22 protein-coding genes are annotated in these 24,361 nt (G+C 62.1%); 11 read left to right on the top strand and 11 right to left on the bottom strand.

The window, feature by feature from the left end; all coding sequences use genetic code 11:
* Positions 1-98: 98 nt before the first annotated feature.
* Both HFC70_RS25580 and HFC70_RS25575 read right to left on the bottom strand, forming a co-directional pair.
* A complete protein-coding gene (locus tag HFC70_RS25580) occupies positions 99-2,303 on the bottom strand; it encodes a TonB-dependent hemoglobin/transferrin/lactoferrin family receptor (protein ID WP_168476147.1) in 2,205 nt (734 codons plus the stop codon).
* Between the two features lie 230 nt (positions 2,304-2,533).
* The gene (locus HFC70_RS25575; protein ID WP_168476146.1) at positions 2,534-4,213 is read right to left on the bottom strand and encodes a formate--tetrahydrofolate ligase; all 1,680 of its coding nucleotides are present in this window, start codon (positions 4,211-4,213) and stop codon (positions 2,534-2,536) included.
* A gap of 179 nt (positions 4,214-4,392) precedes the next feature.
* On the opposite strand from HFC70_RS25575, the gene HFC70_RS25570 reads away from it, so the two are divergent.
* The 4 genes from HFC70_RS25570 (at position 4,393) to HFC70_RS25555 (ending at position 6,835) form a co-directional block, all read left to right on the top strand.
* A complete protein-coding gene (locus tag HFC70_RS25570; RefSeq protein WP_168476145.1) occupies positions 4,393-4,905 on the top strand; it encodes a TIGR00645 family protein in 513 nt (170 codons plus the stop codon).
* Positions 4,906-4,978: 73 nt separating this feature from the next.
* Positions 4,979-5,440 carry an Lrp/AsnC ligand binding domain-containing protein gene (locus HFC70_RS25565; protein WP_168476144.1) on the top strand — a complete coding sequence of 154 codons (462 nt, stop codon included), beginning with the start codon at positions 4,979-4,981 and terminating at the stop codon, positions 5,438-5,440.
* A 164-nt stretch (positions 5,441-5,604) separates the two neighbouring features.
* Positions 5,605-6,324: a LuxR family transcriptional regulator gene (locus HFC70_RS25560; protein WP_168476143.1), complete on the top strand. Its 720-nt coding sequence runs from the start codon at positions 5,605-5,607 to the stop codon at positions 6,322-6,324.
* 55 nt (positions 6,325-6,379) lie between these two features.
* Complete coding sequence (locus HFC70_RS25555; protein ID WP_168476142.1) at positions 6,380-6,835, top strand: PAS domain-containing protein; 456 nt, start codon at positions 6,380-6,382, stop codon at positions 6,833-6,835.
* Between the two features lie 50 nt (positions 6,836-6,885).
* On the opposite strand, the gene HFC70_RS25550 is transcribed toward HFC70_RS25555, so the two are convergent.
* The 8 genes from HFC70_RS25550 to HFC70_RS25515 form a co-directional block, all read right to left on the bottom strand.
* Entirely contained in the window at positions 6,886-7,995 is a 1,110-nt protein-coding gene (locus HFC70_RS25550) for a DUF2333 family protein (protein ID WP_168476141.1), read from the bottom strand.
* Positions 7,988-9,286, bottom strand: coding sequence for a DUF6638 family protein (locus HFC70_RS25545; protein WP_168476140.1), 1,299 nt, complete (start codon positions 9,284-9,286; stop codon positions 7,988-7,990). The genes HFC70_RS25550 and HFC70_RS25545 overlap by 8 nt, the downstream gene beginning before the upstream one ends.
* 19 nt (positions 9,287-9,305) lie before the next feature.
* Entirely contained in the window at positions 9,306-9,716 is a 411-nt protein-coding gene (locus tag HFC70_RS25540; protein WP_168476139.1) for a helix-turn-helix domain-containing protein, read from the bottom strand.
* Positions 9,716-9,976, bottom strand: a complete 261-nt coding sequence (locus HFC70_RS25535) for a type II toxin-antitoxin system RelE/ParE family toxin (protein WP_168476138.1) — start codon at positions 9,974-9,976, stop codon at positions 9,716-9,718. The genes HFC70_RS25540 and HFC70_RS25535 overlap by 1 nt, the downstream gene beginning before the upstream one ends.
* A 55-nt stretch (positions 9,977-10,031) precedes the next feature.
* Positions 10,032-11,945: an AAA family ATPase gene (locus HFC70_RS25530; protein WP_168476137.1), complete on the bottom strand. Its 1,914-nt coding sequence runs from the start codon at positions 11,943-11,945 to the stop codon at positions 10,032-10,034.
* Between the two features lie 3 nt (positions 11,946-11,948).
* The gene (locus HFC70_RS25525; RefSeq protein WP_168476136.1) at positions 11,949-13,100 is read right to left on the bottom strand and encodes a hypothetical protein; all 1,152 of its coding nucleotides are present in this window, start codon (positions 13,098-13,100) and stop codon (positions 11,949-11,951) included.
* A 205-nt stretch (positions 13,101-13,305) separates the two neighbouring features.
* Positions 13,306-14,394, bottom strand: a complete 1,089-nt coding sequence (locus HFC70_RS25520; RefSeq protein WP_168476135.1) for a hypothetical protein — start codon at positions 14,392-14,394, stop codon at positions 13,306-13,308.
* Between the two features lie 242 nt (positions 14,395-14,636).
* The gene (locus HFC70_RS25515; protein WP_168476134.1) at positions 14,637-15,023 is read right to left on the bottom strand and encodes a cytochrome c family protein; all 387 of its coding nucleotides are present in this window, start codon (positions 15,021-15,023) and stop codon (positions 14,637-14,639) included.
* A gap of 255 nt (positions 15,024-15,278) precedes the next feature.
* Between HFC70_RS25515 and HFC70_RS25510 the strand changes: the two genes are divergently transcribed.
* From HFC70_RS25510 to HFC70_RS25490, 5 genes are all read left to right on the top strand, one after another.
* The gene (locus HFC70_RS25510; protein ID WP_168476133.1) at positions 15,279-16,235 is read left to right on the top strand and encodes a choline ABC transporter substrate-binding protein; all 957 of its coding nucleotides are present in this window, start codon (positions 15,279-15,281) and stop codon (positions 16,233-16,235) included.
* Between the two features lie 202 nt (positions 16,236-16,437).
* Complete coding sequence (choW, locus tag HFC70_RS25505) at positions 16,438-17,283, top strand: choline ABC transporter permease subunit (RefSeq protein ID WP_168476132.1); 846 nt, start codon at positions 16,438-16,440, stop codon at positions 17,281-17,283.
* A complete protein-coding gene (gene choV / locus HFC70_RS25500; RefSeq protein ID WP_168476131.1) occupies positions 17,280-18,335 on the top strand; it encodes a choline ABC transporter ATP-binding protein in 1,056 nt (351 codons plus the stop codon). Before choW ends, choV begins: the two co-directional genes overlap by 4 nt.
* Positions 18,336-18,378: 43 nt before the next feature.
* Positions 18,379-19,128 (top strand): HugZ family protein, encoded by a 750-nt coding sequence (locus HFC70_RS25495; protein ID WP_168476130.1) that lies wholly within the window; start codon positions 18,379-18,381, stop codon positions 19,126-19,128.
* Between the two features lie 114 nt (positions 19,129-19,242).
* On the top strand, positions 19,243-19,560 hold the full coding sequence (locus HFC70_RS25490; protein ID WP_168476129.1) for a helix-turn-helix transcriptional regulator: 318 nt from the start codon (positions 19,243-19,245) through the stop codon (positions 19,558-19,560).
* A gap of 380 nt (positions 19,561-19,940) precedes the next feature.
* Here the strand turns inward: HFC70_RS25490 and HFC70_RS25485 are convergent, their stop codons facing one another.
* Positions 19,941-21,917 carry a PhoX family phosphatase gene (locus HFC70_RS25485; RefSeq protein WP_168476128.1) on the bottom strand — a complete coding sequence of 659 codons (1,977 nt, stop codon included), beginning with the start codon at positions 21,915-21,917 and terminating at the stop codon, positions 19,941-19,943.
* 290 nt (positions 21,918-22,207) lie between these two features.
* Here HFC70_RS25485 and HFC70_RS25480 point away from each other — a divergent pair, with 290 nt between their 5' ends.
* Positions 22,208-23,536 (top strand): aspartate aminotransferase family protein, encoded by a 1,329-nt coding sequence (locus HFC70_RS25480; protein WP_168476127.1) that lies wholly within the window; start codon positions 22,208-22,210, stop codon positions 23,534-23,536.
* Positions 23,537-23,917: 381 nt separating this feature from the next.
* Positions 23,918-24,292 carry a hypothetical protein gene (locus HFC70_RS25475; protein WP_168476126.1) on the top strand — a complete coding sequence of 125 codons (375 nt, stop codon included), beginning with the start codon at positions 23,918-23,920 and terminating at the stop codon, positions 24,290-24,292.
* Positions 24,293-24,361: the final 69 nt, after the last annotated feature.

Genomic DNA, 24,361 nt, shown 5'->3' with positions numbered 1-24,361 from the left:
CCCCCACCCGCGCGTTCCGCGCGACCTCCCCCCTCAAGGGGGAGGTGGGAGCCGTAGCCGCTGCCGTCATCGTGCAAAAGACAATCAGAATTCGCGCTTTAGAACTTCTGCGTCAGCGATATCTTGAACGTCCGCCCGGCCTCCGAATAATAGGCCAGGTCGTGGGTGCTGGTCGACGCGTCCTTGACCTCGAGCGCATCGTAATAGGTCTTGTCGAACAGGTTGTAGACCCCTGCCTGGATGCGCAGGCCCTTGGCCTGTTCCGGTTCCCACCAGCCCGTCAGGTTGACGATGCCGTAGCCGGCCGGCTTGATGGTCGCGGTCGAATCCTCGTCGACGGCCGAAGACGCCACGAGGCTGAGGTCGGCACCCCAGATGTCGGTGGCATAGCCGCCGCCGACAATGGCCTTGAGTGGCGGCACGCTGGCCAGCACCTCGTCGGTGTCGAGATCGGTGCCGCGCGCATAGCTCATCGAGGCATGCACGTTGAAGCCATTGGCAAAATTCTTGTTGCCGCGCAGCTCTATCCCAGAAATCCGCACCCGCTCGCGGTTGAAATACTCGATCGAACCGATGGCATAGCCCGCCTCGGCCGTCGTTTCGGTATCGATGAAGTTCTTGTAGCGCGTGGTAAAGGCGGTGATGCGGCCGCCGAAATCCTCGTCGCCGAGATTGGCGCCGGCCTCGAAACCATAGCTGGTCTCGGCCTCAAGATCCGGATTGCCGATCTGGCGATAGAGCGGCGCGTTGTCGTAATTGCTGTAGAGCTGCGCGACATTCGGCGCCTTGAAGCCGGTCGAGAACTGCGCGAACAGCTCGATATCGGGCGTCGCCTGCCAGCCGGCCCGAAGCTTCGGCGAAATCGCCATGTCGCTCTGGCCGTCCGGCAGACCGCCATAGCCGCTGTTGTTCTCGTAACCGGCGGTTTCCTTCGGGCTGTAGTCGTACCAGTCGAACCGAACGCCGGGGGTCAGCGAAAAGGCGCTGTCGCCGATGGCGATGCGATCCTCGACATAGGCGCCCAGCCGGACGCCGTCGGTATCGGGCATGTCGGCCTGGTTGTTGTGGTAGAACATGCAGGACGGCACATAGTTTTCGTCGCAGCTGTCGTCGCCCACCTGATATTGCGAGGTGGTGAAGAAGGACGCATCGCCGCCCGCCGTCAACTGATGGTGCAGCGCGCCGGTGCTGAAATCGGAATTCACGTATCCGGAAAAACCGATCGCTTTTTCCTCGTTGGTACTCATGCGGCTATAGTCGCCGACCGGATCCGTGAGGCGATAGGCATCCGTACCCTCCTCGCGCTCCGTGCGCTGCCAGTAGAGCGTGGCGAAGGCGCTGTCGATCAGGCTGTCCTCGGCAATCGCCTCGTAGCGATAATCGAGCGAGACGCGGTTGCGCGTTGTGTCGGCAATCCGGTCATACTGATCCTGGGCATAGGTCGTGCCCTGCTCGCCCTTCAGGTCGGTCCAGGAATTATAGTCGAAATGTTCGGCCGTCATGCCGATCGTGTGGCCGCCTTCCAGCTCGTGGCGAAACTTGAACAGCAGGTTGCGGCGATTGTAATCCATCGGATCGGCCTCCGTGCGCGTCGAGCCATAGCCGCCGATATCGCCGCCCGTCTCCGTCTCCTGGCCCTTCTTGTAGGAGCCCTGGAACAGCACCGAGGTGTTGTCGATCCTCTTGGCCACCGCCAGCGAGCCGCCATAGGACTTGTCGGAACTGTCATAACCGGTGCGCGCCAGCCCGCCCCAATCGCGGCCCTCGCCGATCAGGTCTTCCGGCTCCAGCGTGCGCAGCAGCACCGCGCCGCCGAGCGCCCCCGAACCGGCACGGCTCGAATCCGCGCCGCGCAGGATGTCGATGGTCGAGATCGAGGCGAAATCATAGCTGTTGGCGCCGCCGAAGGAATCGCGCACCGCATCCGACAGGTAGGGGATCGGAATGCCGTCGATCGTCGTCAGCACGCGATCGTCCTCCAACCCGCGAATGTTGACGCTCTTGGTGGCATCGACGAAGCTGACACCGGGCTCGGTCGTGTTGCCGAGATCGTCCAGATCGTCGATCTCCTTCTTGGCAATGTCTTCGGCGGTCGTCTGAGTGGCAAGCGGCGTATCGGCCACCGATCCCTTCAGCACCCGTTTTCCCTTGACGAGAATCGTTGGCAGAACGGTCTGCTCCTCAGAGGAAGCACCGGCCGCCTGGCCGGAGGCCGCCTCTTGTGCCAGGACCGGAGAAAAAGCCGGAGCGCAGGCAAGTGCCGTGCAGGTGAGGAGAAGAGGACGAAGGCCCCGACGCAGCATCAGAAATCCTTTCATGGAGGCGTGAATCGGCCACAACCTCGCAAACCTTGCGAAGCAGCCCTTGAGAAGCGCCCCTAAAGTGATGGAAGGTCAGGCGAACGCCTGCCTTGGTTCTGACACCTATTAAACATGATTTTTTATGTCAAGAATAAAAACATGATAATTACAATCATGTTTATGTGATCGCCAATCGACACCCCTCGGCCGCCATTGTCGCCGCTCCGGTGGCTTTAGAACAGCCCTTCGATATACCCCTGCTCATTGAGGAAAATCCGCTCCGAGGCGGGCAATTTCGGCAGGCCGGGCATGGTCATGATCTCGCCGGTGATCGCCACGACGAAACCGGCGCCGGCCGAAAGCCTGACCTCGCGCACATGCACGATATGGCCGACCGGCGCGCCGCGCAGGCTGGGATCGGTCGAGAACGAATATTGCGTCTTCGCCATGCAGACCGGCAGATGGCCGTAGCCCTGCTCTTCCCAGCTGCGCAACTGGTCGCGCACCATCTTGTCGGTCGTCACCTCGCCGGCCCGGTAGATCTCCTTGGCGACCGTTTCGATCTTGCCGAACAGCGACAGTCCGTCCGAATAGAGCGGTGCGAAACGCCCGGTGCCGGCCTCGGCAATCTCCACCACCTTGCGCGCCAATTCCTCGATGCCGGCCGAACCCTGCGCCCAGTGCCGGCACAGAATGGCCTCCGCCCCGTGCGCCGCGCAATAGGCTTTCACCGCCGCAATCTCGGCATCGGTGTCCGAGACGAAATGGTTGATCGCCACCACCACCGGCACGCCGAACTTGTGCACGTTCTCGATATGCCGCCCGAGATTGGCGCAACCCGCTTCGACCGCGCCGATATTCTCGACGCCAAGATCCTCCTTCTTGATGCCGCCATTCATCTTCAGGGCCCGGACCGTCGCGACGATCACCGCCGCATTGGGCGTGAGCCCTGCCTTGCGACACTTGATGTCGAAGAATTTTTCCGCCCCGAGATCGGCCCCGAACCCCGCCTCGGTCACCACATAATCGGCAAGCTTCAGCGCCGTCGTCGTGGCGATCACCGAATTGCAGCCATGGGCGATATTGGCAAACGGACCGCCATGCACGAAGGCCGGATTGTTTTCCAGCGTCTGCACCAGGTTCGGCTGCATGGCATCCTTCAACAGCACCGTCATCGCCCCGTCCGCCTTGATGTCGCGGGCAAAGACCGGCGTCTTGTCGCGCCGATAGCCGACGATGATGCCGCCGAGCCGGGTCTCCAGATCCTTGAGGTCGCTGGCCAGACACAGGATCGCCATCACCTCCGAGGCAACGGTAATGTCGAAGCCGGTTTCGCGCGGAAAGCCATTGGCGACGCCACCGAGCGAAGTGACGATATTGCGCAGCGCCCGGTCATTCATGTCCATCACCCGGCGCCAGGTGACGCGGCGAATGTCGATATTCTGCTCGTTGCCCCAGTAGATATGATTGTCGATCAGGGCCGCCAGCAGGTTGTGGGCCGAGGTTATCGCGTGGAAATCGCCGGTGAAATGCAGGTTCATGTCCTCCATCGGCACGACCTGCGCATAGCCGCCGCCGGCCGCCCCGCCCTTCACGCCGAAGCAGGGGCCGAGCGACGCCTCACGGATGCACACCACGGCGCGTTTGCCGATGCGGTTCAGCCCGTCGCCCAGGCCGACCGTCGTCGTGGTCTTGCCCTCGCCGGCCGGCGTCGGGTTGATCGCCGTCACCAGGATCAGCTTGCCATCCGGCCGGCCCTTCTGCGCGGCAATGAAGCCTGCCGAGATCTTGGCCTTGTCATGGCCGTAAGGCACGAGTTGTTCGGGTGGAATGCCCAGCTTCGCCCCGATGTCGAAGATCGGCTTCTTGCTCGCCTTGCGCGCGATTTCGATATCGGACCCGATACCCGTCATGCGACCCCCTGCCCTGTTTCCTGCCTGCCGCGGCCCATCACCGGACCAGACCTATCAAATGCCACGGGCTTTTGCTGGGCGCAATGTGCTGTCCTTGCCCCGCGGCCTTGCGGATGTGAAACTGGAGGCCTATCAGAAAATGCCATGCCGATAGCCAACCTACGCCGGAGAGCCTGCCCATGAAGTCGCTGGAACTGCTTGTCGAGAGGATCATCCTGTCGAGCCGTTGGATTCTCGTGATCTTCTATCTCGGCCTGGTCGCGGCCCTTGCCGTCTATGCCGTCTCCTTTGGCTATAAATTCCTGAAAGTCGCCGGCAATGTCTTCACTTACGGCGAATCGGAGATGATCCTCGCCATGCTCGGCCTGATCGACGCCGCCCTGGTCGCCAGCCTGATCGTCATGGTGATGATTTCCGGCTACGAGAACTTCGTCAGCCGCTTCGATGAGGCCGACGACGAGGTCTCCTTTCTCGGCAAGCTCGATTCCGGCAGCCTGAAGATCAAGGTCGCCTCCTCCATCGTCGCCATTTCGTCCATTCATCTCCTGCAGATCTTCCTCAATGCCAGCCAGTACACCGACAGTCAGCTGATGTGGTACACCATCATCCATCTGGCATTCGTCGTCTCCGCGGTCATGCTCGGCTTCCTCGAGAGACTGATGGCCAAGTCCAAATCGACCGACAGGAATTGACGCGCCGCAACCCGACCGGCGGCAGACGGCCAACCGCCGGCGACATCCTCTGAACGCCAACCCGGAGGCCTCCATGAAGACGCTCGACAGACTCGACAAGAAGATCCTCCGGGCGCTCCAGAAAGAGGGCCGCCTCAGCAATATCGAACTCGCCGAGCGGGTCAGCCTGTCGCCGACGGCCACCGCCGAGCGCGTCAAGCGCCTGACCCGCGAAGGCTACATCACCGGCTACATGGCTATCCTTTCGCCGGAAAAGCTCGGCCGCAACCTGCTTGTTTTCGTCGAGGTCAAGCTGGACCGCACAACTCCCGACGTCTTCGATGCCTTCGCGGCCGCCGTCAAGCGCAGCGACGACGTGATGGAATGCCATATGGTGGCCGGCGGCTTCGACTACCTGGTCAAGGCGCGCGTTGCCGGCATGGAGGCCTATCGGCAGTTCCTGTCGGAGGTGATTCTCCCGCTGCCGGGGGTTCGGGAAACCCATACCTATGCCGTCATGGAAGAAATCAAGGCGGCGTCGCTCTTGCCGGTTTGAAAGGCCAATATGTAAACCTCTGATATACCACTACAAAATGTGACACATTGTCAGACCCGTAAAAACTGCTAAACCGACCGGGAAAACGCTGGCAATTCATAAGGCTTGGTATATTTGTTAACGGTAACATATCCACTCCCGCCCAACCTTCAGAATAACGGTTCATGATCATCGCGGAACGCCAATCGCTGCTCAGCAGCGAACTTTCGTCTGCTGAGACGCGCGCCCAGTTCATGCATGTCATGAACAAGGTTCTGCGCGAATTCGATCTGGACCATGTCACCATTTTTAGCGCACCGGGGCCGAACGACAGCCTTCTGGCGCCCTTGGTGCTGGAAAGCACGATCCCGGTGCAGTTTGTGCGGGAGTTCGACCGCAATCAGCTGCTGCGGGCTTGTCCGGTGCTGCCCCGTCTGCGCGACACGATCCTGCCGCAGTTCTGGGATCTCGACCCCAACACACCGAGCGATTTCGACTGGCCGCCGAAGATGCATGCGTTGATGCGCCGTTACAACCTGTTGATGGGCGCCCTCATTCCGATGAATTCCGTCGACAGCAATCGCTTCTTCATGCGTTTCGACGGCAAGCGTCCCCCCTTCTGCCAGGTCGAAAGCAACGAACTCGGCATGATCGCCCTGCATGCCTTCGACCATTTTGACCGGATGCGCCGCACCGAACTCGCCAGCCCGAACGTGCTGTCGGCCCGCGAGCTGGAAGTGCTGCGCTGGACCGCCCAGGGCAAGACCTCGATCGAGATCGGCCAGATCCTGTCGCTGTCCGACCATACGGTGAATGCCTATATGACCAATGCCATCAAAAAGCTGGATTGCGTAAACCGGACGCAATTGGTAGCTAAGGCCATACGGCTGAAGCTAATAAACTAATCGGTCATACTCCTATGGCAGGCTCAGCCCCGGGAAAACCCATCGGGAGGGGCAATTGCCAATTCGTTTCGATCAACTTGACCACAAGGAATTCCAGGATTGCCGCCAGGTCGGCATGACGGAAAGCGAAGTCGTCGAGCTCGCGCAGGCCTTTCGCCTCTATGGCTTTTTTCGCATAGATCTCGACAGCGGGCATTTCTTCGCCACCTCGGATGTCTTTCGCATGTTCGGCATGGAAAGCACCAAAGGTCCGCTCAACATGGTCGAGTTCCGCTCGCGCATTCATCCCGAAGACATGCCGATGCTGATGGAGAGCTTCGAGCGGACCTGCGCGGAGAAGCAGAGCTATCACAATATCTACCGCGCCCTGAATGCCGAAAACCAGTACAAGTTCGTGCGCACTGTCGGCAAGTTCCGCGCCAAACCCAACAGTGCTGGCGAGATCGTCGGCATCACCTACGAATTCTTCGAACGCCTGCGCACCGCCGCCTTCTCCGACGGCGAGCAGTAGGCGTCAGCCGCCATCGCAGTCGTGCAATGGCGGCCTGCCGCGCTGTCTGATCAGCGGTCGAGAACGGAGCGCAGTTCCACCATGTTGGAGCGCACCCGCAGGATATAGAAGCCCATGGTTGCCAGATGGGTCGGCATGATCCAGCCGTCTTCGCTCCCGTTGGAGATGATTGCCGGCTGGATCTTCAGAGCCGCCTGCAACTGCTTTTCCGTCTCCGCCCAGATGGCCGTCAGGTTGCGGTCGCGGATCACGTCGATGAAATCGGCACGCGCCGCCTGGAAAATCGCATACTGGGCATAAAGCTGGCCATAGGCGAACCAGAACCGGTCATCGGCACGGGTGTCGAACCAGCCGGCGTTAAAGTCCTCGGAGCGGCGCCGCAGGATATCGGACGTATTGCCGAGATCGCTTGCGGTCCGGTCGACCAGCTGGATGAGGTTGTCGGCCCGCGCATCGAAGATCGCATTGCAGGTCTCGAGCGACGAATTGAACTTGCGCCAGCTTTCGACGGCCGACCGATAGTAGCTCGGCGTCGGCGTCTTGAAGCCGAACGGATCGGTGCCGAAATACCAGGTGCCCTCGTCGAACTGGATATTGCCGCGGGCATCCTGCAGATCGTTGTTGATGCCGGACGTGCCGCGCACGCGGCCGAGATTGTCGGCCAGCTCGATAGCGACCCGGCGCGCCACCTGGTTGACGCCGCGCTGGAACGAGGCCTTGTTGTCGAAGAACGGCGTATTGTCCCAATCGACCCCGAACAGCCCCAGCTTGTAGAGCAGGGTCGAGGAGATCCAGGCATTCTGGTTGACGTCGGTATCGGTCAGATCGGCCACGGTGGTGACGATGGCCGAATTCTGGCACGTACCGGGCTTCTCGGCGATCGGCTGGCCGGCGGCCACCTTGCGCTCGTTGAATTTATAGGCTTGCGCGAACTCCGGGTCGAAACCGTGCCACGCCTGCGTGCGCCAGACGAACTGGCCATAGGCCGCCACGAGGATCAGCAGGATCAGGATGATCGGCCCCTTGATGATCCAGCTGCGGTCGGCATACCAGCCATGCGCGGCCAGGAACGGCCACAGCAGCCAGGCGACCACCAGACCGACGCCACGCCCTATGGCACTGAAGACGCGCTGAAAGAACGCGATGATCGGGTCAAGCATGGTCGTCGTCTCCTATACCGTAGAAGCGCCCGCGAAAGGCCTTCTTGTCCTTCAGATATGTGGTTGTCAGCCGCGTTACAACGAATTCCCGGAAACTTTCGCTGAAGCCCTCATAGGCCGCATAGAAACCCTGCTTGTCGAAGATGAAACGCGACACGAAATCGGCCGGAACCATCTGCGAAATCAGCCGGTTGGTCAGCCATTGATCGGCATGGTCGGGACGCGCCCGGATGAGCAGGAAGCGCCGCTCGGCCGGCACCTCGCTCATCTTGATATTGCCGGTCGATGCCAGCGTGCGGATCATTTCCTGCAGGAAGCCATAGGCCCCGTCGCGGGCGATCAGCTCGCCATTGCGATGTGCCCAGGTCTGCAGCCATACCCCGTCCGCCTTGGAGAGATCGGCACTCGGATCGGATTGGTTGACCAAGCTCAGCATCGTCATCTCGGCCCTGAGCCGCAGGAGACCCGAGGCCTCGACCCAGCCGGCCCGCGGCAGCTCGATCCGCCCGGTGCGCGCCAGAAAATCGAAGATCTGCGCGTGGTCCCTGATCGAGATGTAGCTGACCTGCCAGGGCCGCGAGCGCCTGAAACCCGGCGCCGCCGGATCGCAGATCACCGTCGTCACCTTCTCGTCGACAAAGACATAGACCCCGCCGAAATGATTGGCCCAGAAGGCATCGTGGCGGAACACCAGCTTGTCGGGCACCAGCACGTTCTGGCGAATATCGCCGGTCAGCTTGGCCAATTCCACCATGCGGTTGAGCAGGACATCGTCGCGCCAGGCCTCAGGATCGCTCTGCAGCCGGTCGGCCAATTGCCGCAACTCGGCCGCCTTGCCGAGCAGGTCCTCGGCCGACAGCACCCGGAACCGCACCTCGTTGATCGACAAGAGGTCCTCGAGGCTTTCCACCGTCGAGACCGAATCCTCGATCTCGCCATAGATCGCATCCTTGATGGTCACCGCATTGATCGAGCGCGCATTGGCCTCGAAGAATTCGTGCATCAGCCCGGCAGTGTTGGAAAAGCTGGTATGGACCACCGGCAGATTGACCTGCTCCGGCGTCATGATCACGAAGCGGCGGTTGACCCGGTTGGGATCGAGATAGTCGCGGTCGCCCAGTTCCTCGGCGATCTGCGGCGAAAAACCGGTCATGTCGATATCGAAGGCGGACAGCGCCGTCGGCCGCAGCCCGAACCCCGCTAAGGCCTTGTTGTAGCGCGCAATCAGATGCGGCTCCTCGACCGGCAACAGCCGGCCGTAGATCAGTTCGGCTTCCAGGAGACGGTTCATGCGTTGGGACTGCCGATGCTCATGCGGTTTGCTCGTCCCTGTCCACGGGGAGGATATCTTCCAGATCGACCTTCAATGCCTTGGCGATCTTCCGCAGCGCCGAAAGGCTGCCCTCTTTTTTCCCCGATTCGATTTCGGAGAGATAGGTCGCGCTGATGCCGGCGCTGGCAGCCAGATCCTTGGCCGAGAGCGCACGAAAGTCGCGCCACACCCGCACAGGATTTTCGCCGTCCAGCATCCGATAGACGAATTCGGCGGGGATCAGTTCCTCTTCGCCGGCAGCCAGCCGACGTTCGAATTCCTTGACGGCGCTAATATCTTCAAGATCCTCGGCGAGCTCAGCCTGCTTCACGAGAGCATCGTAATCCCGGCGACTGAGAACCACCATCTCATCACCGCTGGGCGTTTTGAACGAAGTTGCAGCACCCATCATTCGATCCCTTCATATGCTTCGCCGCGAGGAGCAACCTTGATCACATCGATAACGGTGCCATCGTCTTTAAAGATGACCCGCCAGTCACCGACACGCAGTCGATAATAATCCATTCCCTGCAGTTTACGAACATTGTTGGCCTGGGAAGCAGGATCATCGGCATATTGCACCACCTTTGCCCTAATCCGCCTTTCCTCGTTGACGGGGATCCGCGACAGAGCCTTGAGCGCCTTTTTGGCATAGGTGACCCTCTTCATGAATAGTCTTGAGCCCCCGTGATTGCAACAAATATTCGCCCTCAGCGAATATTCCTCACCATTTCCCCTCCCGCTTCATCGCCTCGATCTCGCCGATCGCCCGTTCCCGCTGCCGTTCGCGCCGGATGATCTCCGTGACGGCGGCATCGTCGGACTTGTCGGAATAGCGGAATTCGCTGTCGGCGTAGCGATTCACCTCCTGCAGCACCATCTCCATGGTGATCGGGCCGCGCAGCTCGGAGATCATCGCCTTCTTCTCGTCATAGCCCTTGTGCAGGAAAACCTCCGGCGTCGCGAACCATTCGTCCGGCAGGTCGACATCCATGGCCCGCATCTTGATCGCATCGGTGATGTTCTTGATCGCCCGGCCGGTGAAGCGCGGCTCGGCCAGCTTGATCTCGTGCAGATAGGCGCCGATATCGGCCAGCGTCTCGATGCGGCCCTTCGCTTTCTCGAACCGTTCCCAGACCGCGGTGAGCCCCTCTTCCTGCGGCAGCGAATGCTGGTCGTAGGAGACGGCCACGGCCCGCTTGATCTCCTGGTTGGCGTAAAGCGTGTGTTCGCCGAGCGGGATCGCATGGTTCTTGCCGATCAGCAGCGCCAGGATGTCGATATAGTCTTCTTCCGTTTGCGGCCCGTCGACGAGCCAGCGCGCGCCGGCCCGCTGGCGCAGCGCATCGTCGACATTCTCCGGATAGTTGGAAAACATGCCGAAGGTGCAATTGCCGCGGATCACCGTCGAGGCGCCGGCAAAGCTCTCCATCAGCACCGCCGTCACCTCGTGCTGGCCGGCCGACGCCCGGTCGTCGGAGCGTTTGGCCGCCACCTGGTCGACGTCGTCGATCGTGCCGAAGCCGATGGCGCGCGGATTGATGACATTGTTGACGAAGGCTTTGCAATTCTGGCCCGATTTGCCCTGGTAGGAGGAAATCTGGTCGACGCCGAAATTCTCGTAATGGAAGGCATAGCCCGCCACCTGGCAGTAATCGTTCAAGAGGCCGGCGATCATCTGGATCAGGATCGTCTTGCCGGTGCCGGGCATGCCGTCGCCGATGAAGGTGAACAGGAAGCCGCCGAGTTCGACGAACGGGTTCATCTGCCGGTCGAAATCATAAGCCATCAGCATCTTGGCCAGCTTCATGCCCTGGTACTTGGCGATGTGGTTGCCGATGATCTCTTCCGGCTTCTTGAAACTCATGGTGAGCGGCTTGCGCTTCTCCCCCGGCGCCACGTCGAAACCGTCGAGCGTGAAATCGTCCTGGTCGATGCGGATATGGGTCGCCTCGAAGGCGGCCAACCCGGCAAACCGCGCCTTGCGGGCCAGCAGTCCGTCGATCGCCACCCGCGCAAAGGCCCGCGCCCGCGCGACAAGGCTGACATCGTCGGGCGCACCGGCCAGCGCCAGGTCGAGCCCGGCCACCAGGCTTTTCAGCGCATCCTGCGGCGTATCGAACAGGAAATCCGGCTCCTTGGCGTCATTGACCGGCTCGCTCTCGCCCGACAGCGTCGACAGCAGAAAGGCGGCAAACGCAAAACCCGCCACATAGGCCGACGCCGACAGCAGCCCCTTGAAGCGCTCGGCCTCGCCCCCCTGCAACGGCGCCGACAGGTTGCGGGCCTGCAATTGCTCCAGATCCGTCTGCCGGGCAAAGACCTCGCCGATCGAGAGCGCCCCCTGCAAGCCGCGCCGTGCCCGGTAGAGCACGCTGTGTTGCAGCGGCGACAGCAGCGGATCGGCGACCCGGACCGCCTGGATGGTCTTGATGAGCTCCACCTCGCGCGTCCGCTTTACCGTCCCGGTCGACACCGTCGAGACGAAACGCCGCCCGGTGCCGGCGATCGTCGTGCCGCCGGCCGCATCGCCGTGGTCGAGCACGATCAGCCGCGTCACCAGCCCCTGCGCAACGCTCAAGTGTTTGGCGATCTCGTCTTCATGGATGGTCGTCAGACCGGCATTGAGCCCGTTCATCGCTTAGACCTCGCTGACCACGTTGTTGCCCGAAATCACATGGACCTTGTAATTGCCGAAAATCGCCGCCGCCTCGCCCGAGGCATAGAGCGCCTGATAGGCGTCATGCGGCACCAACGCGTGTTTCTCGTAAGTGGAGACGCCCATGCGGGCCGCTTCCAGGTCATTTGTCTCGATATGGAATTCCTGGGTGGCCGGCGTCGAGGAGAAGAAACCCTTGACCGCAGGGCGCTCCGCCTTGGAAAACACCTCCTGCATCGTCCAGGTAAACAGCCAGGCATTGTCGGGCTTGCGCACCCGCGACAGGATCTCGTTGATCCTCGCATTGTTCTCGGTAATGCCGGCCGAGTAGAACGGCCCCAGCACGACGCGCCGGAGCTGCTTGGGATGCAGCTCGGCAAAATCCTTGTCCATATTGGTGGCGATCGTCGCCGGCGTCAGCGAATAGCCGCTGTTCTTGGCCGCGAAATCGTCGAACCGCGCCGCCAGTTCCGGGTTCAACAGGCCGCCGACCGGTAGCGGAATGTCGACATCGGGGCTGAGCTTGCCGTCGTCGCCGACCAGCAGCTTCGCGACATTGGCCGAGGAATCTTCAACGCCCGCCACATAGATCATCGGCAGCGTGCTGGTGCCGTCAAACGCCGCCCAGGTCACCACGTAATAGGGCCGCCGTGTCTTCTCGTTGACGGTGACCCGCACGGTCTCCGGCAGCACGAAAGGCGAAAAGATATCCCCTTTGCCGATCTGCTCGAGATAGAGCCGCTCGGCCATGCGGCTCTGCAACGCTTCGGGAAAGGCCTTCTGCCGCAGGATGAAATCGACCATGTCCTGACGCAGCGCCTCTGGTGCCGGAATGGCCGCCAGCCGCGCCTCGGACGCGCCCCGGTCGTTTTCCAGCTCCAGCACGTTCTGGAACACCGGAAAGCCGCTCTCGGCGCGCGAAATGCGGAACTGCTCGGTAAAGCCGATGCGGTTCTGCCAGCAGGCAAAGGAATTCTTGAGCCGCGTCACATAAGGCAGCAGCAACCCGCCCGCCGTGCCGCTGCCCGGCAGCATCAGTTCGGGATTGGATAGATAGATCTCAAACCCACCGAGCGCCGCCGCCATGGTGGAGAAATACTGGTTGACGGCAAGGTTGGTCGCAGCGGCGTTCATGAACGAAGCCCTCCCGCGCAGTGCAACTGCCCCTCATCCGCCTGCCGGCACCTTCTCCCCGCAAGCGGGGAGAAGGCATATGCCGCCAGCGTTGCACCTGACCCGAGGCCGCGTTTGCCACGTCCCCTCTCCCCGTTCAACGGGGAGAGGGTTAGGGTGAGGGGCAATTTAGGGATGCCAACGGCTCTGCCAGTCTCGCAAGACATCACGACTTCACGTAATTGGCCGAATTGTGCTTGTCCATGACGGTCTTGAACCGCCGCGCAAAGGCCTCGTCGGCCAGTTTCTTGCGGCGCTGGATGTCGGCGGTCGACAGCATGTTCTTCTCGTGCAGTTCCAGCAGGTCGCCGATATGGCGCTGTGCCGCCGAGCCGATGCCGGCCATGGTCTCTTCCGCCGCGGTATCCACCTGGCTGCCGAGCGTATTGATCTTGTGGGCGACATCCTGCTGGGCTGCCGTCTTCAAGCTGTCCTCCAGCGCCTTGTAGAGCACGATGCGCTGCTCGGTATCGATGGTCAGTTTGTTGATCAGCGTGTTCTGCGCGGCGATCTGGTTGTTGAGTGAATCGACGAAGGTCTGGAACATCGAGGTATAGCGCTCCAGCGTCTGGCTTTCGGCCAGCAATTCCTGCTCTTTGGCCTGCGCCTGGTTGTATTCGGTGGCAAGCTTGGAACGCTCGCCTTCCAGCTGCGTGCGGGCCGACTGGTCGGTGGAGGCGGCGATCTTGTTCTCGATGTCGAGCAAAGCGGGGTTCAGTTCCTCGATGCGCTTCTGGGTCACTTCCAGATTGGCGATCGTGCCCTTGCGGCGCTCGATCACCTGGATCAGGCTTGCCTCGGAGGTCTTGTAGCGCTCGTCCAGAACGGCGCGCTGGTCCTTCAGGATGCCGACAATGCTGTCGGATTTGGCGAGTAGCTCCTGCAGGTTGCCGGCCAGCGACATGTTGCGCACCCGCTCGGTGCGCATGCGCTGCGCGCTCTGCTTGGAAAAGATACCGATGAATTTTTCATAACCCGAATAGCTCTTCATGCTCTCGAATTCCGAGCCGAAGACATTGGTGGCATCCTCCAGCCCGATGATCAGGTCGGCGATATTCGCCTCCATCACCTTCTGCTGGTTGATGACATCGGAAATGCGGGCGTTCTCGATGTCGAAATTGACGTCGCCGAGCTTGGTATCGGCTTTGGCGAACTGGTCGAGCACGGTGCCCGACTGCTCCATCTTGCCGCGCATGTCGTTGACGATGGTACGGGTCTTCTCGATCTCGCTGTCGAAGGACTGCAGCGTGGCCATGGCAATGGTCTCCCTTAAGAATGTTCGTCAGCCCACCCCGGAAAACCGGGAGAAAATTCGCAAGCGCGACCTTATAGCAAATCCCGTTGTTGAAAACTGCCATCGGCCGGGCGCAACCCGATTTGTGAGATCTTATATGGAGGCGCCGCCCTGCCTTGCAAGGAGTCGCGACAGGGCGGGCGCGACACGCAAGACGAATCTCCCGCACCGCGCCCGCAGAGGAAGCGCAAAAGGTGGCCGGCTTAGTTTGCCGCGGCCGGATCCTTCAGATAGGCGATCACATTGGCAATGTCTTCCGGCTTCTTCAGCCCGGCAAAGGCCATCGTCGTGCCCTTCACCAGGTCCTTGGGCTTGGGAAGATATTCGGTCAGAAGCGCCTCGTCCCAGACTTTGCCGCCAGCGCCGAATTCGGTCATGGCCTTGGAGTATTTGAACCCCTCGACGGTTGCCACCGGCCGGCCGACGACGCCCATCAGGCTCGGGCCAACCTTGTTCTTGGCCTCGGTGGCCGTATGGCAGGCGGAACAGAGCTTGAACACCTTGGCGCCGGCCACGGCATCGCCGTCGGCAAGTGTTGCGCCCGCGGGCAAGATAAGGGCGGCCGCCAGGATCACGGATTTCAGTTTCATTAAGATCTCCTCTCAAAGATGCCGAACCGCCGCTGACGCGGGGCACGGAAGGCTAAGTCTAGATGTTTTCGGCCGCATGCGCCACCGGACGCTATGCCGCGCCATCGTGCGGCTTGAAGCGGACACTATTGGCAAGCGCCATGTAAGCCACGTCGCAAAGAGCCCCTCTAAAGCGCCGCAAACGCGCCGGGCAGGCTTGCAATTGTTGTGTATAGAATGTTGACTTGGGAACTTAAAAAAAACAGGGAGCCTGTAATGAACAGATCGATTATCCATCGCCTCGCGCTCGCATCCGCGGTTTCGGCTTTCGCCCTCGGTGCCGTCCCGGCCTTCGCGGCGGAACCGGAAAGCTGCACCGCCGTGCGCTTCTCCGATGTCGGCTGGACCGACATCACTGCGACGACAGCCACCACCGCGGTCATCCTCAAGGGCCTCGGCTACGAGCCGACCATCACCGTTCTGTCCGTGCCGGTCACCTATCAATCCTTGAAGAACAAGGACATCGACGTCTTCCTCGGCAACTGGATGCCGGCCCAGGAAAAGGACGTGACGCCGTATATCGAAGAGAAGACAGTCGATTCGATCGGCGTCAATCTGGAAGGCGCCAAGTACACGCTCGCCACCAATGCCAAGGGCGCCGAACTCGGCATCAAGGATTTCTCCGATATCGCCAAGCACAAGGATGCGCTCGACGGCAAGATCTACGGCATCGAGCCGGGCAATGACGGCAACCGTCTGGTCATGACCTTGATCGAAAAGAACGAAATGGGCATGGGCGGCCTCGAAGTCGTCGAATCCTCCGAGCAGGGCATGCTGGCGCAGGTCGCCCGCGCCGAAAAGGACGGCAAGCCCGTCGTCTTCCTTGGCTGGGCTCCCCACCCGATGAACTCGACCTTCGAGCTGACCTACCTGACCGGCGGTGACTCGACCTTCGGCCCGAACTTCGGCGGCGCCACCGTCTACACCAACACCCGCGCCGGCTACGTTGCCGAATGCCCGAATGTCGGCAAGCTGCTGACCAACCTCAAGTTCTCGCTGCCCATGGAAAACGAGATCATGGGCAAGATCCTCAACGACGGCGAGGATCCGGAAAAGGCAGCGACCGCATGGCTGAAGGCCAATGGCGCGGCGATCGAGCCCTGGCTCGCGGGCGTGACCACCAAGGACGGCAAGGAAGGACTTCCCGCCGTCAAGACCGCACTCGGTCTCTGAGCGATCATGGAAGGGCGGCTCTGCCGCCCTTTTCGATACCTGCGCCGCCCGATCGCTCGGTATGAACCCCTCGGCTTGACCGTGGCGATTGAAGCGCCCCGCAGGACCGCCAGCCATATGCCCTAGTCCCCCGCCCGGCTTTCCGGCGGGAACATTGCATATGGCAGATCTTCAGCTCTCAACGATAATGGGTGCGAACACCGTGAATTGGCTCACAGACAACCGGATTCCGATCGGGTCATGGGCGAAGTCCTACGTGGACTGGCTCACCACCAATGGCGAATGGTTCTTCGACTATCTCGCCTTCCTTCTGTCGCGCATCATCGATGCCCTGCTGTTCGTGCTGCAGGCGCCGCATCCGCTGGTCGTCGTGGCGTTTGCCGTCGGCCTCGGCTGGTGGCTGCACCGCTCGCTCGGCACGGCCCTCTTCACCTGTCTTGGGCTGCTGCTGATCATCAACCAGGGCTACTGGAAGGAAACGACGGAAACCCTGGCTCTGGTTCTGGCAGCCACCACCGTCAGCATGCTGATCGGCATTCCGCTCGGCATCCTCGCCGCCCGCCGCCCCTGGGTCTATTCCGTGATGCGGCCGGTGCTGGACCTGATGCAGACCATTCCGACCTTCGTCTACCTGATCCCGGCGCTCATCCTGTTCGGCCTCGGCATGGTGCCCGGCCTGATCGCCACCGTGATCTTCGCCATCCCCGCGCCCATCCGCCTGACCCGCCTCGGCATCATCTCCACCCCGCCGTCGCTGGTCGAGGCCGCCCAGGCCTTCGGCGCCACGCCGACGCAGGTGCTGCGCAAGGTGGAACTGCCCTTTGCCATGCCGCAGATCATGGCCGGTCTCACCCAGACGATCATGCTGTCGCTCTCCATGGTGGTCATCGCCGCCCTGGTCGGCGCCAGCGGCCTGGGCGTCCCCGTCGTGCGCGCGCTCAACACCGTCAACATCGCCAAGGGCTTCGAGGCGGGCCTGTGCATCGTCATCCTGGCCATCATCCTCGACCGCATGTTCCGCAGTTCAGACGAGGGAGACACCGCATGAGCGACGCCGTCATCTTTGGAAATGTCGACATCATCTTCGGCGATCATCCGCAAAAGGCTCTCACCCTGCTCGACCAGGGCAAGACCCGCGACCAGATCAGCGCCGAGACCGGCCTGGTGCTCGGCGTCGCCGGTGCCTCGCTCAGCGTCAAGGAAGGTGAGATCCTCGTGCTGATGGGCCTGTCGGGTTCCGGCAAGTCGACCCTATTGCGTGCCGTCAACGGCCTGGCACCGGTGGTACGCGGCAATGTCAGCGTCGTCACCAAGGCCGGCGCGGTCGATCCCTACCGCGCCAGCCCAAAGGCGCTTCGCGACCTGCGCATGCATGCCGTCTCCATGGTCTTCCAGCAGTTCGGGCTGCTGCCCTGGCGCACGGTCGCCGACAATGTCGGCTTCGGCCTTGAGCTTGCCGGCGTGCCGGAAGCCGAGCGCAAGAAGCAGGTTGCCGAGCAGCTGGAACTGGTCAATCTCACCCAATGGGCAAACCGCAAGGTCAACGAGCTCTCGGGCGGCATGCAGCAGCGCGTCGGCCTTGCCCGCGCCTTTGCCACCGGCGCGCCGATCCTGTTGATGGACGAGCCCTTCTCGGCGCTCGATCCGCTGATCCGCACCCGCCTGCAGGACGAATTGCTGGAATTCCAGTCGCGCCTGAAGAAGACCATCCTCTTCGTCAGCCATGACCTGGACGAAGCCTTCCGCATCGGCAACCGCATCGCCATCATGGAAAGCGGCCGGATCATCCAGTGCGGCACGCCGCAGGAAATCGTCAAGAACCCGGTCGACCAGTATGTCGCGGATTTCGTGCAGAACATGAATCCGATCAACATGCTGACCGCCGGCGACGTCATGCTGCCCGGCCTGGTTGCAGCCAGCAGCCAGGGTTCGGTCGCGGGCACGGCACGTGCCGAAACGCCGCTGGTCGACATCCTCGACGCGCTGGCGCGACAGCCTGGGACAATCGGCGTGGTTGACAACGGGTCGATCATCGGCACGATCTCGGCCCAGGACGTGATTTCCGGACTGACCAGGCATCGGCGCAAGCTGCCGGCCTGATCGGGTCCAGCGATTGCGCCGGCAAACGGATCGGACGGCAATCATGGCAGACAAACCCTCGGTCATTCGCGAGACCGACGACGAGGCGCGCGGGCTTGCCCGCCGCCTGTTGCGCGGCGCGCGCTTCGTGGCGCTCGCCGTCATCGACCCGCAGACCGGCTTTCCCAGCGTCAGCCGCGTCCTGATCGGCACCGATTGGGACGGCGCGCCCGTCATCCTCGTCTCGGCCCTGTCGGCCCATACCAGGGCGCTCGAAAAGGATGCCCGCGTCTCGCTGCTGGCCGGCGAACCGGCCAAGGGCGATCCGCTCGCCCATCCCCGTTTGACCTTGCAATGTCTCGGCAGCCGGATCGCCCGCGACGGCCCGGACCACGCGCGGCTGCGCGACCGTTTCATCGCCCGCCACCCCAAGGCGAAACTCTATATCGACTTTGCCGATTTCGGCTTTTTCCGGCTCGACCCGCAATCCGCCAGCCTCAATGGCGGCTTCGGAAAAGCCTATATTCTGCCCGGCTCCGACTTCCTGATTCGCCTCGATGGCCTTGCGGACTACCCCGGGCACGAGGCCGGCCTACTGCTAGAATTAGGGGTGCGGTTTCCCGACCTGGCAGGCCGGCTGGCCTATGCCCATTGCGGGGCAAAATCGGGGAAATGGCGGCTTTGTGGCGTGGATATGGCGGGAATTGACCTCGCCAGCGGTGATTTACTGCTGCGTTACGAGTTCAGGACCCCCATTGCGACAATAAGTGACATATTTTTAGACCTGGCTAATTCAGCAAATCCGGTACCTTAATTTTAGGCATATACAATTTTGTTCAACTTGCTACTCTTTCGCAACAGGGTATTTCGAAGATTGCAACGCTCGCCTTCCGTTAAGGAAGGCGTTCGCTTTAAAGGAAAATGAGATATGAATACCAAGGCCTTATCAGAGCATTCGAATTCAGCTGCCGGTCTTCTCACAGCCATGGCAAACCCTAAGAGATTGATGATCCTCTGCAGCCTCGTCGAAGGCGAAGTTCCGGTCGGCGTGCTCGCCTCGCAGGTCGGTCTCAGCCAGTCGGCGCTGTCCCAGCATCTGTCGAAACTGCGCGCCCAGAAGCTCGTCAAGACGCGCCGCGACGCCCAGACCATTTACTATTCCAGCACCTCGGATTCCGTCATCAAGGTTCTCGAAACACTGGAAGGAATTTATTGCCGGACGGATGCCAATAAAACTGCGGCCTGAATGACAACGCTGACATTAGGCAGCGACAAACCAGGGCGCCCGGTCATGACGACGTCACGGCATCCAGGGCAAAGGCATTTTCAGCACCTAGCGCTATGAATTTGAGCCGGCAGATCCTCGATCTGCCGGTTTTGTCTTGCCCATTGCCCGCAGCGGATTTTCATCGGTTCGATCCAGCCGGTCCTCAGAATCAAGGAAGGCCCCAACAAGCTTTTGACAGCGCATTGGGGCCTCAAGCGGCTTGCCGCCGGTCGAATAGCGCTGGCGGACCGAAACTGCCCTTAACGGTAACCCGCCAACACACAGACATCACTGGCATCTCAAACTTGTCTAAAGCTTGATAAAGCCGTCGCTAATGCCATTTTGGCGAGTGTTTTCCGTCAGCTGCCGACCGCACGATTGTCGTCGCGACTGAGCACGATGAGCGAAGGCCGTGCCGGCATGCTGGCCACGAAATCCGGCCACAGGGTTCCCGCATCCTCGATAGAGGTCGCATCCTCGTCATCGGCCAGACGCAGCTCGCCGGGATGCTGGATCGAGATGAACACCGTCTGCCCGTCCGGCGTAAAGGTTGGCGAACAGCATTCCGAGCCGATCGGCGCCACATAGAATAACCGCGGCAGCGCCCGGCCCGGTCCTTCCGTATCCATGACGAACAGCGCGTCGGCAATGCCCTCCGGCGGCGGGCCGTCGGTGGCAACCCACAGGCGCCCGGCCGGATCGACCGACAGATTGTCCGGATCGGTAAACCAGCCGTTCGCCGAGGTGGCCGGATGATACATCGCCCCCTCCTCCGGCTTGGCCGGATCGCCGCACAGGATGAAGACGTCCCAGCCGAAGCGCTCTGCGGCAAAGTCCGGCTTGTCCGGCGAGCCCGACGGCACCAGTTCCAGCAGATGTCCGTGCGGATTGGGGCCGCGCGGATTGGCGGCATTGACCTGCTCGCCCGCATCGCCCTCGCCGGCCGGCAGGCGGTCCTCGTTCTCGGTCATCGCCACATAGAGCTTGCCGGTCTTGGGATGCACGATGAAACCTTCCGGCGCGTCCATCGGCGTGGCGCCCATCAGGTCGGCGGCGGCCCGCGTGTTCAGCACCACGTCGGCCTGCGTCTTGAAACCGGCCTCTGCCGTGAGCGGTCCCTCGCCGGCGATCAGCGGCAGCCATTGCACCGAGCCGTCGCTGCCAAATTTCGCCACCGACAGCGTGCCGTTATCCAGGAGATCGCGGTTGGCGGCGCGGTCGCTCGGGTTCCAGGCATCGCGGGTCACGAAGCGGTAGAGATATTCGAAATCGTCGTCGTCGCCCATGAACACCACGACGCGCCCGTCCGGCGCCACGCAACATTGCGCGCCTTCATGCGTCATGCGGCCGAGCGCCGTGCGCTTGACCGGCTTCGAAGTCGGATCGAGCGGGTCGATCTCGACCACCCAGTCGAAGCGCAGCCATTCGTTCGGCTCTTCCTCGAAGCGCAAGCGCGGCTCGACGCGACCGGCGCCGTAGATGTCGTTATCCTCCTCGTCCCAGCCCTGGCGCTCGACCAGTTCCTGGTTGGGCAGGCTCTTGTAGTCGCCGGCAAACACGTCCATCGAGCCTTCCTCGCCCGACAGCAGCGTGCCCCAGGGAGTGATGCCGCCATTGCAGTTGGAAATCGTGCCGAACACGGTCTTTCCGGTCGGATCGGCCTTGGTCTTCAGCCTGTTGTCGCCGGCCGCCGGCCCCGAAATCGCCATTTCCGTGCTCATGTGGATGCGGCGGTTGTAAGTGCTGTCCTTGACCACGGCCCATTGGCCGCCGGTCTTGCGAACCTCGACAATGCTCAAGCCCACCGACGCCATGATGGCGCGGATCTGGTTGTCGCTGAGCTTGTCGCGATAGTCCTCGTCGTTAAGCCCCGGAAACATCAGGAACGGCGTCGCATATTCATGGCTGACCAGCATCAGTCCGTTGTCGGAGCTGGCGGATCCCAAAGGCAGCGGCATGAAATGGGTGAAATCGTTGTTGTAGCCGAACTGCCGTTCGGCCGCCTTGCCGTCCAGCGTCAGCGGATCGAAAGCCGGGCTGTCGGCAAACAGCGCGTCGCCCCAGCGCAGCAGGATCTGCCGTGTGTAGCCCTCAGGCCAGTGATCGTCCTTGTCGCGCACCCGCGCCAGCTCTGCAAAACTCAGCGTCGTGGTATCGGCCGCCGCCAGCACCGGCCGCGGCATGGCAAGCCCGCCGGCCGCCAGGCTGCCGACCGTCGCCAGCAGGCCTTTCAGCACGCTGCGCCGCGCGATGCCCTGCGACAGGATTTCGCCGTAAGTTTCTGCGAATGCGCGGCGCGGATTGGGGCGCGCCCTGGTCTTCTGACGATCGGACATGGTGTCTCCGGAGAATGGAACGGGTGAATGGCCTGAAGCCCGGAGCCGTCTATGGTCCTCTCGCGGGCGAACCAACTATGCAAAGCCTTCGCGAAGCCTTGATGACGGGGTCAGCGCCCCTCGACCACCCCTTGAACATAACGCCATACGATCGACCCATGACGTTTGCTGATGGCGGGTTGACGCCGGTCGGCGCGCTGATAATTTGACCGCGCAGTCAAAAATCCGGCATCGTCGCCACCACTCGGGAAATGGCCGCCCGCCCGTCAAGAACGGCCATGGAGAGCATTATGTCCAACCGCCTGAACACCACCCCCAACGACCTGCGCGCCTTCTGGATGCCGTTTACGGCCAACCGCCAGTTCAAGAAGGAACCGCGCCTCTTCGTCGGGGCCAAGGATATGCATTACACGACCCATGACGGCCGCCAGGTGCTCGACGGCACGGCGGGCCTCTGGTGCGTCAATGCCGGTCACTGCCGCCCCAAAATTACCGAGGCGATCGCGCAACAGGCCGGCGAGCTGGACTATGCCCCCGCCTTCCAGCTTGGTCATCCCAAGGCTTTTGAACTTGCCAACCGCCTGGTCGATCTCGCCCCGGACGGCATGAACCACGTGCTCTACACCAATTCCGGCTCCGAATCGGTCGAGACGGCCCTCAAGGTGGCGCTCGCCTATCACCGCGTGAAGGGCGACGGCTCCCGCTTCCGCCTGATCGGCCGCGAGCGCGGCTACCACGGCGTCAATTTCGGCGGCATCTCGGTCGGCGGCATCGTCTCCAACCGCAAGATGTTCGGCACGCTTCTGACCGGCGTCGACCACATGCCGCACACCCACCAGCCGGCCAAGAACGCCTTCACCAAGGGCGAGCCCGAGCACGGCGGCGATATCGCCAGCGAACTGGAGCGCATCGTCACCCTGCATGATGCCTCGACCATCGCCGCCGTCATCGTCGAGCCGGTCGCCGGCTCCACCGGCGTGCTGATTCCGCCGAAGGGCTATCTGCAGAAGCTGCGGGAAATCTGCACCAAGCACGGCATCCTGTTGATCTTCGATGAGGTCATCACCGGCTTCGGCCGCCTCGGCGCGCCGTTCGCCGCGCAATATTACGACGTCAAGCCCGACATCATCACCACCGCCAAGGGCCTGACCAACGGCGTCATCCCGATGGGCGCGGTCTTCGTGACCTCCGAGATCCACGACGCCTTCATGTCCGGCCCGGAGCACATGATCGAGTTCATGCACGGCTACACCTATTCCGGCAACCCGATCGCCGCGGCCGCAGCCCTGGCCACGCTCGACACCTACAAGGAAGAGGGACTGCTGACCCGCGCCGCCGAACTCTCGCCCTATTGGGAAGAGCAGCTCCATTCCCTGCGCGATTGCCCCAACGTCATCGACATCCGCAACACCGGCCTGATCGGCGCCATCGAACTCGACCCGATCGCCGGCGAGCCGACCAAGCGCGCCTTCACCGCCTTCCTCAAGGCCTACGAGAGCGGCCTGCTGATCCGCACCACCGGCGACATCATTGCGCTCTCGCCGCCGCTGATCATCAGCAAGGACCAGATCGACGAACTGTTCGACAAGCTCAGGAAGGTGCTGGAAAGCAATATCTGACGGGCGGCTCCGTCTGGCGACCGCTTGAAGCGGCGGCTCCCGGGCCGCCTTGGTCTCCGGACTGCCTCAACCCGACCGGCCAAAGAGGCGTTCAGCCTGATGCCGACGCCTGCAACGCCTCCCTTCGTCATCCTCGGGCTTGTCCCGAGGATCTGCCCATGTTTCCTGGTGATGGCAGCAGACCGTCTGCCTCCGTCATCCCGGCCTTGAGCCGGGCGCGCCGTATGAGCAAGGGGGCGCTTGCCCCCGTCCCCTTGCCGCAAGCCGCCGTCAACCCTATCTCCAGGTCATGACAGGTGACAGACCGCAGGCCCGGCCGCCTTCGAAACCGAACGCCCGAGGCCTTCGCAGACACCCGAAAAGCGACAACAGGAGACTTCCATGGTTGACCCGGTAGACCGCATCTCCTCCAGCGCCGCCACCACGGCGACGCAGATCGGCACCAGCCTGTCGATCGACTCCGAAGCCGAAAATGCCTGGGTCGCCGCCCGGCAATCCCGCATGACCGCCGACCTCCTGGCCCTGGCCGCCGAGGCGCACAAGCACGCCCCCCACCCTCACCCGGCCGAAGACCACGAGCCCGGCGGCGTTCAAGAAGACGGCCACGCCCCCAGCCGGCAGTTCTTCGAGCCTGAGGACGATGCGCAAGTCGCAGACCCGGAACCGGAAGCCACCCTGTCGGGCGAAAGCGACCGCATCGGCAGCGTCAATTTCGACGACGACACCCCGTTCGGCGAGCGCGAGGCGATCGTCTGAGGGCAAGCCGAGGGTGGCCTCCCGCTTTCGCCGGTTGCTTAGCGCCCTGCGATGTCTATGATCGCTGAT

The sequence above is a fragment of the Agrobacterium sp. a22-2 genome (genome assembly GCF_012276985.1).
Classification (GTDB): domain Bacteria; phylum Pseudomonadota; class Alphaproteobacteria; order Rhizobiales; family Rhizobiaceae; genus Allorhizobium.
Note: the sequence above shows the minus strand (reverse complement) of the source record. Positions and strands in the feature narration are given on the sequence as shown.

Excerpts from the sequence above, each read along its gene's own strand:
- choV (WP_168476131.1), top strand. The coding sequence starts at position 17,280 with ATGAGCGACGCCGTCATCTTTGGAAATGTCGACATCATCTTCGGCGAT.
- HFC70_RS25485 (WP_168476128.1), bottom strand. The coding sequence starts at position 21,917 with ATGTCCGATCGTCAGAAGACCAGGGCGCGCCCCAATCCGCGCCGCGCA.
- HFC70_RS25515 (WP_168476134.1), bottom strand. The coding sequence starts at position 15,023 with ATGAAACTGAAATCCGTGATCCTGGCGGCCGCCCTTATCTTGCCCGCG.
- HFC70_RS25475 (WP_168476126.1), top strand. The coding sequence starts at position 23,918 with ATGGTTGACCCGGTAGACCGCATCTCCTCCAGCGCCGCCACCACGGCG.
- HFC70_RS25535 (WP_168476138.1), bottom strand. The coding sequence starts at position 9,976 with ATGAAGAGGGTCACCTATGCCAAAAAGGCGCTCAAGGCTCTGTCGCGG.
- HFC70_RS25575 (WP_168476146.1), bottom strand. The coding sequence starts at position 4,213 with ATGACGGGTATCGGGTCCGATATCGAAATCGCGCGCAAGGCGAGCAAG.
- HFC70_RS25570 (WP_168476145.1), top strand. The coding sequence starts at position 4,393 with ATGAAGTCGCTGGAACTGCTTGTCGAGAGGATCATCCTGTCGAGCCGT.
- HFC70_RS25580 (WP_168476147.1), bottom strand. The coding sequence starts at position 2,303 with ATGCTGCGTCGGGGCCTTCGTCCTCTTCTCCTCACCTGCACGGCACTT.
- HFC70_RS25560 (WP_168476143.1), top strand. The coding sequence starts at position 5,605 with ATGATCATCGCGGAACGCCAATCGCTGCTCAGCAGCGAACTTTCGTCT.
- HFC70_RS25530 (WP_168476137.1), bottom strand. The coding sequence starts at position 11,945 with ATGAACGGGCTCAATGCCGGTCTGACGACCATCCATGAAGACGAGATC.
- HFC70_RS25565 (WP_168476144.1), top strand. The coding sequence starts at position 4,979 with ATGAAGACGCTCGACAGACTCGACAAGAAGATCCTCCGGGCGCTCCAG.
- HFC70_RS25490 (WP_168476129.1), top strand. The coding sequence starts at position 19,243 with ATGAATACCAAGGCCTTATCAGAGCATTCGAATTCAGCTGCCGGTCTT.
- HFC70_RS25510 (WP_168476133.1), top strand. The coding sequence starts at position 15,279 with ATGAACAGATCGATTATCCATCGCCTCGCGCTCGCATCCGCGGTTTCG.
- HFC70_RS25495 (WP_168476130.1), top strand. The coding sequence starts at position 18,379 with ATGGCAGACAAACCCTCGGTCATTCGCGAGACCGACGACGAGGCGCGC.
- HFC70_RS25540 (WP_168476139.1), bottom strand. The coding sequence starts at position 9,716 with ATGGGTGCTGCAACTTCGTTCAAAACGCCCAGCGGTGATGAGATGGTG.
- HFC70_RS25545 (WP_168476140.1), bottom strand. The coding sequence starts at position 9,286 with ATGAACCGTCTCCTGGAAGCCGAACTGATCTACGGCCGGCTGTTGCCG.
- HFC70_RS25480 (WP_168476127.1), top strand. The coding sequence starts at position 22,208 with ATGTCCAACCGCCTGAACACCACCCCCAACGACCTGCGCGCCTTCTGG.
- HFC70_RS25520 (WP_168476135.1), bottom strand. The coding sequence starts at position 14,394 with ATGGCCACGCTGCAGTCCTTCGACAGCGAGATCGAGAAGACCCGTACC.
- HFC70_RS25550 (WP_168476141.1), bottom strand. The coding sequence starts at position 7,995 with ATGCTTGACCCGATCATCGCGTTCTTTCAGCGCGTCTTCAGTGCCATA.
- HFC70_RS25525 (WP_168476136.1), bottom strand. The coding sequence starts at position 13,100 with ATGAACGCCGCTGCGACCAACCTTGCCGTCAACCAGTATTTCTCCACC.